This is a genomic window from Peribacillus sp. NPDC046944 (assembly GCF_050272735.1).
GTDB lineage: Bacteria > Bacillota > Bacilli > Bacillales > DSM-1321 > Peribacillus.
Map to the genome: position 1 here is coordinate 421,875 of NZ_JBNNML010000003.1, position 12,421 is coordinate 434,295.

A 12,421-nucleotide genomic window follows, 5' to 3' on the forward strand; every position below is an offset into this window, starting at 1 on the left:
AAAATTAAAATTTATGCTTCATGATGATGGAATTGTTTTAAGAAACGAACATCGTTTGTATAGAAGTTACGGATATCATCCACGCCGTATTTTAGCATCGCGATCCGTTCTACACCGATTCCAAAAGCGAATCCGGAGTATTTCTTCGAATCGAATCCAGCCATTTCAAGGACATTCGGATGAACGATTCCTCCACCCAGCACTTCGATCCATCCTGTTTGTTTACATACATTACAACCTTTACCGCCACAGATTTTACATGAGATATCCACCTCTACTGATGGCTCCGTGAAAGGGAAGAAACTTGGACGAAGACGGATTTCCCGGTCTTGGCCGAATACTTTCTTAGCAAATACATCAAGTGTTCCTTTCAGGTCGCTCATGCTGATGTTTTCATCGATGACCAAGCCTTCAATTTGCTGGAATTGATGCGAGTGCGTTGCGTCATCATTATCACGACGATACACTTTACCTGGACAAATGATTTTAACCGGACCTTGGCCTTTATGTTTTTCCATCGTTCTTGCTTGTACTGGAGACGTGTGGGTACGCATCAAAATCTCATCCGTTATGTAGAATGAATCTTGCATATCACGTGCTGGATGGCTCTTCGGCAAGTTCAATGCCTCAAAGTTGTAATAGTCCGTTTCGACTTCAGGACCTTCAGCCACTGTGTATCCCATACCGATGAATAGGTCTTCAATTTCCTCGACGACCCGTGTTAACGGATGAAGATTTCCTTTCTTAACCGGACGGCCTGGTAATGTCACGTCAATCGTTTCTGTTGCAAGCTTCTTATTAACGGCAGCTGTTTCTAATGCCGCTTGTTTTTCCTCGATTTTCGACGCGATGGCTCCACGGACCTCATTAGCTAGCGCTCCGATTTTCGGACGTTCCTCAGCTGATAATTTCCCCATTCCGCGTAATACCTCTGTAATCGGCCCTTTTTTCCCTAAATAAGCAACACGGACTTCATTCAGTTCTTTTAGTTCGGAAGCTGCGGCAACTTTTTGCAACGCTTCTTCCTGCAGTTCTAGTAAACGTTCCTGCATCATGTCTTCCTCCTTTAGTTTTCCTTTTGTAAAAATGAACACAAAAAAACCCCACTCCCAGAAAGGGACGAGGTTTATGTATCGCGGTACCACCCTTATTAGTGCTATCTGCTAAAAAGCATGAAGCACTCACTCATAAAAAATAACGGCTCTTCACCGGAACATTTTTCAGACACTCTGTCTTCCCAATGCCAACTCGAAAGGTGAATTCCCTTAAGCAGTGCCATAAAAATGCTTTCAGTCACGGCATTTTTTCCCTGGTTATGGATGTCTTAAGTTACTACTCTTTGTCATTGTTGTTTTCATTATAAAATTCTGTTTCATTATATTATAAATGAACGGCCGTTTCAAATTGATTTTCTTAAATAGTACATTAAAATACCGGCCGCGATCCCGACATTCAGTGATTCACTTTTCCCGTAAATCGGAATATAAAGGTTTTTCGTCGTTTTCGCCAATAATTCCTTGGAAACTCCTTGGCCTTCATTACCGACGAGCAGTGCAAATCGCGAAGACCTTTCCACCTCTTCAAAGGGCAAGCCACCTTCTAAGGCCGTGCCATAAACCGGCATGCCTTGTTGCTTCAGTTCATCAATGATCTCGGAAAGATTCCCTTTAACCACCGGCATATGAAACAGGCTTCCCTGCGTGGAACGGACCACTTTCGGATTATACAAATCGGCACACCCTTCTCCTAGAATGACAGCATCGATTCCGGCTGCATCAGCTGTCCGGATCATCGTGCCGATATTGCCTGGATCTTGCACCGCATCGATCAACAGTAGTTTGTCCGGATTGATGGAAGACATGCTCATGGTTTTCTGTTCACAGACAGCGGCTATTCCTTGTGGGCTCTCCGTATCGCAAATCGCCTTCATGATATCAGTTTTCACATAGATGACATCCGTGCCTTCAAGCGAAAAATGGGCCGGCATTTCTGTTTCTTCATTTACGATTACTTCCATGACGATTTCTGCCTTCAATGCTTCTTCAACAAGATGAAAACCTTCTACTAAATACGTACCGGTTTTATCCCGTTCTTTTTTGGTCAATAATTTTTTCCACTGCTTCACCTGAGGGTTTTTTACAGACTCAATATATTTCAAGGTAAACGCTCCTTTAATATTTCACGCTAATTATCCTATTATAACGTAATTCGTATACATATTGAATGCCTGTTTGTGAAATGCTAGTTATGTGAGTCATTATGTGTTAGAGGAGGAAAAATCATGAATTTAAATTTACGCAATGCCATTATTCAGAATGTATCCGGAAATACGCAAGAACAGCTAGAGGATACGATAGTCGATGCGATTCAAAATGGTGAGGAAAAAATGCTACCAGGTCTTGGCGTATTATTCGAAGTCATCTGGGAAAATTCATCCGAACAGGAAAAGCAGGAAATGATTACGGCTCTTGAAAATGGATTAAAAAAATAACAGCCATCCACGGCTGTTATTTTTTCGGCTCATAAGTGATCCGTATTAATGCGATTTTTGATGTATGGGTCCGTTAAGTCAGGGTTCTCATCACTATCTTGAGGCACCTTTCCGTCACGGGGAGCGGTGTTTTGATTTAGTGTGTCACCTACATTCAGAGAATTTTTGGTATCAGCGGAAAAGGGATCCACATGGGGATCGCTCGCTATCGTTCCCTCATAATCCTCTGGTCTTGGTTTCTTATACTGCTCCGTGGAATTCGACTTCATCTCTTTCTCCTGTGCCCGTTTCGATCCCATCTCTTGATTATCATAGATGTTGGTTGAATTCCCATGAAGTTCTTCACCTTTACCTGGCTGTGCCTCTACTTCACTTGCTTGATAGGCATTCGCCGTCGTTTCCGGGAAAAGATTCGGATCCGGATTATTCACGATACCGGTTTTAAGTGGGTTATTCTCTTGGGAGGTAATATGATCTTCGGTCTCTATTGGGGTCTCGTCGTCAAGAAGAATCAAGAACTTCCCGGCTTCCACTTCATTTATATAAGCCGTGGCTTCACTATCGGCTAAACCCAGATTCCCTAAACGATTTCTGATATCACCGGATCCTTCATTCAAGAAGAAGTGTTTCACTTTTTCTACGAATGAATCATCATCCTGGTTCGTGATAATATCGACGTCCTCATTCTGGCTATTGTTCACAAAAGCCACATCTTCTTTTTTATTCGCGATTACGGTGATTTTCTCACTATCCCATCCTTTTAAATGAAGCGCCTGGATTTCCTTGTTTGCTTCGGAACTAGAATCATAAACACCATGCAATGTTTTTCCCATGAATTATTCCTCCTTTTGTAGCATTACTATTTAATCTTGTTATACCCTTACCACCCAAAATTAAACAAAAATCAAGCTCTAGCCAGTCGATAAGGATTTAATTCCACTCGTCATGCACCTAAAAAAAAGACCTGCCGTCTCGTAAACGGCAGGTCCTTTCTATTAATCCCTTAACGAAGTTTTTGTTGTTCTTCAAGGGTTTTCACATTTCTCTTTTCTTCCAATGGGTCATGCCCTACTCCGGTATTGACCCCAGTATTGACTCTTCCTGTATTGAGAGAATCGCGATTCTTCACTGAATCCGTTTTATTTAAAGCATCTCTCTTGGTCGTTTCACCTAGATTTTTTTCACGTACGATGGATGGATCACTACTATCAAGCTGGATATCTTCTTTTTTAAGAGTATCCTGAACTTGTTCAGTGTCTTGTACCACTTGTTTCTTGATGACAATTTCATCAGTGACCACCGGTTTTTTGGTCACTTCCAATTTTTCCTCAACAACGGGAATTCTTACAGTTTCCCCATCTTTAATGCTTCCTGCTTCCAGTCCGCTTTCTCTACCTGTAACAGGCCGACGTTCAATCGTTACTTCTTCGTGCTCAACCGGAACATTAATGGTTTTTTGCTGTTCCTTCACTTCTTTATCGATGACGACTTCGCCTGCCTGAACTCTTTCTTTATCAATATTCAACTGTTCTTCACGTAGTCGAATCGTTTTTTCATCTTCTGTCGTTCCACGACCACGGCCATTCATGACAGAAGTATCCTTATCGTTCAACAAACCATTCTGTTCAGCTCCGTTGAAACGTGGGTTTTCCGAGTTGCTATCCAACGTCTTTCCAACCGGACGGGTGTTTCCTTCTGTTCCAGCCTTGAATGAATCTCTTGGTGCAGTTAGATGACCTTTGCCTTCTTCAACTAAAACCAACACTTTTCCTCGTTCTACATCATACACGTATTCAGCTGCTTCACTATTAGAAAGCCCGGCATCCGCTAGTTTCGTTGAAAGGTTCGCATGCTCATCTGGCATGAAGAAGCGTGCCACCTTGTCCATAAAGCTATCATCATGTGATGCATTCGTAATGGTATGGACATCCGTTTCCCTTTGTTGATTCGTAAAGTCCAGTGTTTCTTCTTTGTCTGCTACAACCGTTATATCTTCCCCTTCATAGCCTTTCGCTTTAAGTGCATTGATTGCTTGGATCACTTCTGCATTAGATTCATATACTCCATAAACTGTCTTATTCATATTAAATTCCTCCTCGTATTTTATCGATGTATTTGGTAGTTGGTATATTTAGAATGTACCCGTTAGTATGCGAACTAAACGAATAAGCCATATTACATTTGTGTTATAACATTACATTACGTTCTCAAAAACGAATGCCTTTTCCCTCCAGACCCCATCTGGACTAGGGATGCAAGCATTATATAAATGTAATGTTTAGAATCAATACCCCCATTTTACTAGTTTGCATAAACTCAATAGATTCGCTTTCTTCTATATATAGGCGTCCTACCTACTAAAGAAGTGTCTCCAAATCTCACCAACTAGAATTTTAGAAACAAAAAACCCCCTCCTGTTTAAGGTTATCCTTAAAGCAGGAGGGGGTTTTACTCTCATTATGGAATCATCCAAGAAAGGATGCCATTTTGCAAGAACGTGATAATACATACAAGAAGCAATAAGAACAAACTATGCTTGAGGGTGAATCTCAATAATTCGGACTCCCTACCAGCCAGTCCGACAGCCGCACAAGCGATGGCAATCGACTGAGGGGAAATCATCTTTCCGGTTACACCCCCGGAGGAATTCGCCGCGAGCGCCAATACCGGCTCCATTCCAATCTTTAAAGCGGTAACTTTTTGCAGACCGCCAAATAATAGATTGGCAGATGTATCCGAACCTGTAATGAACACACCTAACCAGCCAAGGACCGGTGCGAAAAACGGGAAGAAGTCTCCGGTCTTTGCAAGTGTCATTCCCAAGGTCGTCGACATCCCCGAAGAATTCGTCACAAAAGCGAAAGCAACGACAGAGGAGATCATCAAGATTGGCTTGGCTAATTCTTTCATGGCTTCCACAAATGTATCCAAGAATACTTTTGAAGACATATGTACGATGAACTTTGTCACAATGGCCGCCAGTAAAATGGCCGTTCCTGCTGTACCGAGCAGTTCGATTTTATAAAAAGCTGCAATGGGCAGGCCATTGCTACCAATAATTTCATTATGCAAACCAGGCACTTCAATTTGGAAAGTTAATAGTTTACCAATTTCATTGATTCCTTTTAAAATGGCATTCGTTCCCTCATAATGACCGGATAATGCCGGCTTTATTGGATTCAATCCCCAAATGGAAATAAAACCCGTCAACAGAAGGAATGGAGACCACGCATGGAATATCTGCCATTTCGTATACTTTTTCTCTGTTTCTTGTTCGGAAGCGAATTCTTCAACAGCTGCTGCCGTTTCTTCCGACTTGAATCGAAAAATCGTTTTTGGCTTCCAGAATTTCAGGAAGATGGCTAAGGCAAATAATGATACTAATGCAGAAAGAATATCCGGTAATTCAGGTCCAAGGAAATTCGAACTTACATATTGGGTAATGGCAAAAGATAGACCGGAAACGATGACAGCCGGCAACACTTCAATCGTCCGTTTCCATCCAGACATGATCATGATGAGATATAGTGGGATGAAAGCCGACAAGAAAGGTAACTGGCGACCGACCATTTTGGATATTTCCATAGCCGCAATACCAGTAGGTCCTTCCATCGCAATAATCGGAATCCCGACCGCACCGAATGCAACAGGTGCCGTATTGGCGATTAAACAGATTCCCGCTGCATAAAGCGGATTAAATCCAAGTCCCACCAGAAGAGCTGCAGAAATGGCCACTGGTGCACCAAATCCAGCCGCCCCTTCTAAAAAGGCCCCGAATGAGAATGCCACCAATAAAGCTTGAAGGCGGCGATCTTCCGTCAAGGACAGGACAGAAGATCGGATAATGTCAAATTGCCCACTTTTCACAGTCATCTTGTACAAGAATACGGATGTGATGATGATCCATCCGATAGGCAACAGTCCGTAAACGGCCCCTTGAGAAGCAGACATCACGACTTTTCCTGCCGGCATCCCATACGCGAAAACGGCAGTTACAAAAGCAACAAGCAAGGTTGTCAAACCCGCTAGGTATCCTTTCATCCGTTTGATGGTAAGAGCCCAGAAAAAGTACAAAATGGGTATAAGCGCTACTAGAGATGATAGTACCAGATTATCAAGAATCGGTGTAAAGTTCTGTGTCCATGTCATTCGTTTCGACTCCATTCACTATATTTTTCAAACTTTCAGATATTTATATTCAGTGAAAACCCTTTCATATTTATATTTCTTCATATTGCTGGAAGTCATCAGATGACTTGATGATTATTTATTTAAGGTAAATGATTAGAAATGGAAAATCAAGGTTTTTTTATTTTTTGATCATATTTCCTTATCGACAGATGAGAAACCAACAATGTGTTATATAATAAAGATAACTAGAAAAAGCAAAGAAAATCGGGGTGTTCCTACTTGGCCTACAAAAAAATCAAACCAAAGAAAATTTATGAAGAAGTCAGTGATGAACTGTATGAAATGATCCGTTCCGGTACTTTGAAACCGGGCGATAAATTAGATTCCATTCAACAGCTTGCGGAAAATTTCCAGGTCGGCCGCCCGGCCATTCGTGAAGCATTAAGTGCTCTTAGCTCGATGGGGCTCATTGAAATTAAGCAGGGCGAAGGAACATTCGTGAAAACTTTCGACCCTAGCATCATGAACTACCCATTGACTACAGCTCTGTTGATGGATAAAGAAAATATTAAAGATTTACTGGAAGTCCGAAAAATACTTGAATCTGGAACTGCCGAGTTAGCCGCTAAAAAGCGGACCGCTGAGGACATTGCCGAAATGGAGACGAAGCTTGCGGAAATGCTAAAGGTAGCCGACGATGAAGCATTGAGTGATAGAGCTGATATAGGGTTTCACGTGACCATTGCGAACGCTTCTAAAAATGAGTTGCTCATTACATTGATGAGCCAGGTGTCAGTGATGATGACCGAAAAGATGCGTGACATTCGACGTCTTGCTCTCTATTCTGAAGAAATGTCCCTTAAACGGCTTTATCAGCAACATACCCAAATTTACCAAGCAATCGTCGACAAGGACGAAGCCGGCGCCCGCCATGCCATGCTTTTCCATTTGCAAAATGTCGAGGAATCTTTTGATAAATTCATCCTCCAAACCAGTGAGAAAAATCAATAATACGCACGATTACTAAAAATGAACTATACAAATTATACAGAATTTGATATATTATTCTGAAAAAGATTCCATGTTTCTAGGGAAAATGGCAAGTTATTCAACCATTTCCTTTTTCTGTTTTAGTCATCAGATGACCTGTTAACTCATTTGAAAAAGGAGGAAAAATTATGAAAGTGACTTTATTCGCCACATGTTTAGTGGATTTATTTCAATCCAATGTCGGAAAAGCGACGGTGGAACTGCTTGAGCGGCTTGGTTGTGAAATTGACTTTCCGGAATCACAGATTTGCTGTGGACAACCGGCTTATAATAGCGGCTATACAAAGGATTCAAAAGAAGCAATGAAAAAGATGATCCATACATTTGAGGATGCACAATATATTGTCACCCCTTCTGGTTCCTGTGCAGCTATGTTCAAAGAGTACCCTGTTCTTTTTAAAGGAGATCCGGTTTGGGAAAAGAAAGCTGTTGCATTGGCAGAAAAAACGTATGAACTGACTCAATTCATCGTGGATGTACTAAAGGTGACGGATGTCGGTGCTAAGCTTGAAGGTAAAGCGACCTATCATACATCCTGCCATATGACTCGATTGCTCAAAGTGAAAGAAGCTCCTGCCATTTTATTGAGCCATGTTAAGGGACTGGAAATGACACCGCTTCCGGACGCCCAAAACTGTTGTGGCTTTGGGGGGACCTTTTCAGTCAAGATGGGAGACATTTCCGGACAAATGGTAGAGGAAAAGGCTTGTAATGTGGAAGATACCGGAGCCGACTTTCTTATCGGCGGAGACGCTGGTTGCTTAATGAATATCGGGGGCCGTATCCAACGTAAAGGGCAACCCATCAAGGTTTTACATATTGCGGAAGTATTAAATAGCATTTAAAGAAACCGAGGAGGCAAAACGATGTCTATGAAAACGAGTTCTGCCAAGTTTAAAGACCGGGTGGACGAAGGAATACAGAATGACTTTATGCGATTGGCCGTTTCGAGTGCCCAAGAACGTTTACATGGACGCCGCCTAACGGCCGTTGATGAATTGGGAAACTGGGAGGAATGGCGCTCCCTTGGGGAAGAAATCCGCCAACATGTACTAAGTAACCTTGATTTTTATTTACATCAGCTTGCCGAAAATGTATCCAAAAGGGGCGGTCATGTCTTTTTTGCGGAAACGGCGGAAGAAGCTAGTGGGTATGTTAAGGACGTCATCGAAAAAAAGAACGCAAAAAAAGTCGTGAAGTCGAAATCCATGGTCACGGAAGAAATTAACCTGAACGCAACACTAGAATCAGCGGGAGTCGATGTCATCGAAACGGACCTAGGCGAATATATCCTGCAGCTTGATAACAATGACCCTCCGTCACATATCGTGGCACCAGCGCTTCATAAGAACAAAGAACAAATTAGAGACGTTTTCAAAGAAAAGCTCGCCTATACGAAAACTGAAAAGCCTGAAGAGCTGACGGACCATGTCCGGGGAATCCTGCGGAAAGAGTTCCTGAGTGCCGATATTGGAATTACTGGCTGTAACTTTGCGGTTGCTGAAACGGGCTCCATCGGTTTGGTAACGAACGAAGGCAACGCAGATTTAGTGACGGCCCTTCCAAAAACCCAGATTACGGTGATGGGGATGGAACGTCTCGTGCCGACGTTCGATGAATTTGAAATCCTTGTCAGTTTATTGACGAGGAGTGCGGTCGGCCAAAGATTGACCAGTTACATTACCGCCCTTACCGGACCAAGAGATGAAGGCGATATTGATGGCCCCGAGGAATTTCACCTTGTCATCGTGGATAATGGACGTTCCAAGATTTTAGGGACTGAATTCCAATCGGTACTCCAATGCATTCGCTGTGCCGCATGTATTAATGTTTGTCCGGTCTATCGTCAGGTTGGCGGTCATTCCTACGGTTCGATTTATCCAGGCCCAATCGGGGCGGTACTTTCCCCTCTTCTTGGTGGATATGAAGATTATAAGGAATTGCCTTATGCATCGACGCTTTGTGCAGCCTGTACAGATGCCTGTCCAGTAAAGATCCCGCTTCATGATCTATTGAGGAAGCATCGTGAAGTCATTGTCGAAAAAGAAAAAATGGCTCCTTTTTCTGAAAAAATGGCGATGAAGGCATTCGGAATTGGCGCTGCCTCCCCGATGCTTTATAAATTCGGATCCAAAATGGCTCCTTCCGCCATGTCTCCTTTCAAGACTGGGGATATTATTTCAAAAGGACCAGGACCACTTAAGTCTTGGACGGAAAGCCGTGAATTTCCTGCCCCTAATAAGGAAAGCTTCCGAGATTGGTTCAAGAACCGTGACAAAGGAGGGCAATCATCATGACCGGAACCATTCAAAACGAGGATACATTTTTAGCGAAGATAGCCAAGAACTTGGGGAGGTCCCCCATTACGGAAGGCATATCCCGCCCCGTATGGAAACATGCCCCACAGATGGAAGTCTTGAAACATGCAACACAAGAAGAGCTCGTCGAGGAATTACGAGAACAGTGCACCCGGATTCATACTCAGGTCCATCTTACGGATTCAAGTCAGACTGCACATGTTTTGCAACAGGTAATGGAAGAACTTGGAAATGGGCCTATCATCATCCCGAAAGACCAAAGATTCACAGACTATCAATTAATGGATGTATTGAATGATACAGGCGTCCATGTTTGGGATCATCAAATCGGGAGAAAGAATATTGAAATGGCGGAACGTGCCAACATCGGCATAACGTTCAGTGAAATCACGCTGGCCGAATCTGCTACAGTCGTTCTGTATAGTGATAAGGACCATGGCCGCTCGATTAGCTTCTTGCCCGCTTGCCATGTTTCCATCATTCCAAAGAGCAGCATCGTTCCGAGGATGACCCAGGCCGCTATGGCACTCCGGTCCAAGGTTCAGCAAGGTGAGCTTGTTCCATCCTGTATTAACTTCATTACAGGGCCAAGCAATTCCGCTGACATCGAAATGGATTTGGTCGTAGGCGTTCATGGCCCAATCAAAGCAGTCTATATCATCGTTGAGGATAAATAAAGAAAAAATGGAGAGCTCCTTTTAGTAGGAAGCTCTCCATTTTCATCTCATTGATTATTCATAGATAATCCGGTCCACCGTTTCCCGGTCGAGGCGTTTGATCACTTCAACTATGAGTTTGACGGCATTCTCATAATCGTCACGGTGTAACATCGCAGCATGGGAATGAATATACCGCGTCGCAATCGTAATGGCTAATGCGGGTACACCATTTGCGGTTAGGTGAATGGAACCGGCATCCGTTCCACCGCCTGGAATCGATTCATATTGATAAGGAATGTTCATTTCATCAGCTGTATTCGTAACGAAATCCCGTAATCCTTTATGGGCCACCATCGATGCATCATAAATGACGATTTGCGGGCCATTCCCCATTTTACTCATCGCTTCTTTATCACTTACACCAGGTGTATCCCCTGCAATCCCTACATCAACGGCAAAACCGATATCCGGCTGGATCTTGAATGTCGATGTTTTAGATCCACGCAGGCCCACTTCTTCTTGGACTGCTCCAATTCCATACACTACATTCGGATGTTCACTATCTTTCAATTGTTTCAGAACATCGATCGCGATGGCGCAACCAATTCGGTTGTCCCAAGCTTTGGCAAGAAGCATCTTATCATTATTCATGACCGTGAATTCGAAATAAGGCACCACCATGTCTCCTGGCTTGATTCCCCACCCCTGTGCTTCTTCCTTACTGGTCGCTCCGATATCAATGAACATATCCTTTATCTCAACCGGCTTCTTCCTCGCTTCTGCCGTTAAGATATGCGGCGGTTTTGACCCGATGATGCCTGTCACATCGCCTTTGCTCGTCACGATCGTCACACGCTGTGCAAGCATGACCTGTGACCACCATCCCCCTACCGGCTGGAAACGTAAAAATCCTTTATCGTCGATTCGTGTAATCATGAAACCGACCTCATCCAAATGGCCCGTCACGACAATCTTCGGCCCATTTTCCTCACCTGTTTTCTTAGCAATCAAACTACCCAATCCATCCGTGGAAATTTCATCCGCATATGGAGTTATGTATTCAGTCATGACCTTTCTTACTTCACTTTCATTCCCGGCAATCCCTTTTGCATCCGTTAAGTCTTTCAACATCTTAAGCGTTCCATCTAATTGAACCATTCCCGTTCCTCCTCATTCATACACTTCAACTTTCATTATACAAAATATGGGTATAACCCACAATTAATAGCCATTCTTCTGCCGTTCATAATTCACTTCATTCTTACTGACATACGCGGCCTCTACATCCACCGCAGAAAAGCCAAGCATCTCCCCTAAGCGTAAGTACTCGGTAAATACCGCTTGAAAGGCAGGCTCCTCCTGCTGTACACGAAACTCATTGATGGATCCATAAATCTTTATAAATTGCGCAGTTACATCCTCCCCTTTCAGATGGGAAGCTGATTCCACTTTGGGCATAAACCCTTTTTCAATGCCAAGTGACAGAATAAAATGTATGCCATCCACATATTCAGCTAAAACCGTATCCTTATCCGAAGCGCCTTTAAGACTCCAAAACTTAAAACATCTTGTTTCGTTCGCCAGCTCGCCAAGCTCTACTAATAGAGCCAGAATTTTTCTCTCAACAAGATCCTCATTATGTAATGCATGTTTCTTCTCAATATGTTCATCCAAGGCAGCCTGCATGTCCATCAATTTTTCGATATTCATTTCATCACTACTTTCATCAGTCATGCTTAAATTATATCAAATAAATGAAACTTATTAAAAAC

General features: G+C 43.0%; 12 protein-coding genes and 1 other annotated feature. Of the genes, 5 read left to right on the forward strand and 7 right to left on the reverse strand.

The genetic code is table 11. The features are described 5' to 3' along the window. Window positions 1-11 precede the first annotated feature (11 nt). Window positions 12-1,052 (reverse strand): phenylalanine--tRNA ligase subunit alpha, encoded by a 1,041-nt coding sequence (pheS, locus tag ACQKIC_RS07695; protein ID WP_427590978.1) that lies wholly within the window; start codon window positions 1,050-1,052, stop codon window positions 12-14. Window positions 1,053-1,112: 60 nt separating this feature from the next. After that, window positions 1,113-1,355, reverse strand: a binding site (T-box leader). 44 nt (window positions 1,356-1,399) lie between these two features. Then, window positions 1,400-2,158 (reverse strand): TrmH family RNA methyltransferase, encoded by a 759-nt coding sequence (locus ACQKIC_RS07700; RefSeq protein WP_427590611.1) that lies wholly within the window; start codon window positions 2,156-2,158, stop codon window positions 1,400-1,402. A gap of 123 nt (window positions 2,159-2,281) precedes the next feature. Between ACQKIC_RS07700 and sspI the strand changes: the two genes are divergently transcribed. Continuing rightward, on the forward strand, window positions 2,282-2,491 hold the full coding sequence (gene sspI / locus ACQKIC_RS07705) for a small acid-soluble spore protein SspI (protein WP_427590612.1): 210 nt from the start codon (window positions 2,282-2,284) through the stop codon (window positions 2,489-2,491). Between the two features lie 29 nt (window positions 2,492-2,520). On the opposite strand, the gene ACQKIC_RS07710 is transcribed toward sspI, so the two are convergent. The 3 genes from ACQKIC_RS07710 to ACQKIC_RS07720 form a co-directional block, all read right to left on the reverse strand. Continuing rightward, on the reverse strand, window positions 2,521-3,324 hold the full coding sequence (locus tag ACQKIC_RS07710) for a general stress protein (protein WP_427590613.1): 804 nt from the start codon (window positions 3,322-3,324) through the stop codon (window positions 2,521-2,523). A 170-nt stretch (window positions 3,325-3,494) separates the two neighbouring features. Then, on the reverse strand, window positions 3,495-4,574 hold the full coding sequence (locus ACQKIC_RS07715; protein WP_427590614.1) for a YsnF/AvaK domain-containing protein: 1,080 nt from the start codon (window positions 4,572-4,574) through the stop codon (window positions 3,495-3,497). Between the two features lie 374 nt (window positions 4,575-4,948). Then, window positions 4,949-6,640: an L-lactate permease gene (locus ACQKIC_RS07720; protein ID WP_427590615.1), complete on the reverse strand. Its 1,692-nt coding sequence runs from the start codon at window positions 6,638-6,640 to the stop codon at window positions 4,949-4,951. Window positions 6,641-6,901: 261 nt separating this feature from the next. On the opposite strand from ACQKIC_RS07720, the gene ACQKIC_RS07725 reads away from it, so the two are divergent. From ACQKIC_RS07725 to ACQKIC_RS07740, 4 genes are all read left to right on the forward strand, one after another. Beyond that, window positions 6,902-7,633, forward strand: coding sequence for a FadR/GntR family transcriptional regulator (locus tag ACQKIC_RS07725; protein WP_427590616.1), 732 nt, complete (start codon window positions 6,902-6,904; stop codon window positions 7,631-7,633). 167 nt (window positions 7,634-7,800) lie between these two features. After that, window positions 7,801-8,517: a (Fe-S)-binding protein gene (locus tag ACQKIC_RS07730; protein WP_402874462.1), complete on the forward strand. Its 717-nt coding sequence runs from the start codon at window positions 7,801-7,803 to the stop codon at window positions 8,515-8,517. Between the two features lie 21 nt (window positions 8,518-8,538). Then, complete coding sequence (locus ACQKIC_RS07735) at window positions 8,539-9,969, forward strand: LutB/LldF family L-lactate oxidation iron-sulfur protein (RefSeq protein ID WP_402874459.1); 1,431 nt, start codon at window positions 8,539-8,541, stop codon at window positions 9,967-9,969. Then, complete coding sequence (locus tag ACQKIC_RS07740; RefSeq protein ID WP_427590617.1) at window positions 9,966-10,667, forward strand: LutC/YkgG family protein; 702 nt, start codon at window positions 9,966-9,968, stop codon at window positions 10,665-10,667. The genes ACQKIC_RS07735 and ACQKIC_RS07740 overlap by 4 nt, the downstream gene beginning before the upstream one ends. Window positions 10,668-10,721: 54 nt before the next feature. Here the strand turns inward: ACQKIC_RS07740 and ACQKIC_RS07745 are convergent, their stop codons facing one another. Both ACQKIC_RS07745 and ACQKIC_RS07750 read right to left on the reverse strand, forming a co-directional pair. Continuing rightward, entirely contained in the window at window positions 10,722-11,807 is a 1,086-nt protein-coding gene (locus ACQKIC_RS07745) for a M42 family metallopeptidase (protein WP_402874454.1), read from the reverse strand. A gap of 63 nt (window positions 11,808-11,870) precedes the next feature. Continuing rightward, window positions 11,871-12,359: a dUTP diphosphatase gene (locus tag ACQKIC_RS07750; RefSeq protein ID WP_402874643.1), complete on the reverse strand. Its 489-nt coding sequence runs from the start codon at window positions 12,357-12,359 to the stop codon at window positions 11,871-11,873. Between the last annotated feature and the right edge of the window lie 62 nt (window positions 12,360-12,421).

Coding starts and splice junctions, on each gene's coding strand:
- pheS (WP_427590978.1), bottom strand. CDS start 1,052: ATGCAGGAACGTTTACTAGAACTGCAGGAAGAAGCGTTGCAAAAAGTT.
- sspI (WP_427590612.1), top strand. CDS start 2,282: ATGAATTTAAATTTACGCAATGCCATTATTCAGAATGTATCCGGAAAT.
- ACQKIC_RS07710 (WP_427590613.1), bottom strand. CDS start 3,324: ATGGGAAAAACATTGCATGGTGTTTATGATTCTAGTTCCGAAGCAAAC.
- ACQKIC_RS07715 (WP_427590614.1), bottom strand. CDS start 4,574: ATGAATAAGACAGTTTATGGAGTATATGAATCTAATGCAGAAGTGATC.
- ACQKIC_RS07720 (WP_427590615.1), bottom strand. CDS start 6,640: ATGACATGGACACAGAACTTTACACCGATTCTTGATAATCTGGTACTA.
- ACQKIC_RS07730 (WP_402874462.1), top strand. CDS start 7,801: ATGAAAGTGACTTTATTCGCCACATGTTTAGTGGATTTATTTCAATCC.
- ACQKIC_RS07735 (WP_402874459.1), top strand. CDS start 8,539: ATGTCTATGAAAACGAGTTCTGCCAAGTTTAAAGACCGGGTGGACGAA.
- ACQKIC_RS07740 (WP_427590617.1), top strand. CDS start 9,966: ATGACCGGAACCATTCAAAACGAGGATACATTTTTAGCGAAGATAGCC.
- ACQKIC_RS07745 (WP_402874454.1), bottom strand. CDS start 11,807: ATGGTTCAATTAGATGGAACGCTTAAGATGTTGAAAGACTTAACGGAT.
- ACQKIC_RS07750 (WP_402874643.1), bottom strand. CDS start 12,359: ATGAATATCGAAAAATTGATGGACATGCAGGCTGCCTTGGATGAACAT.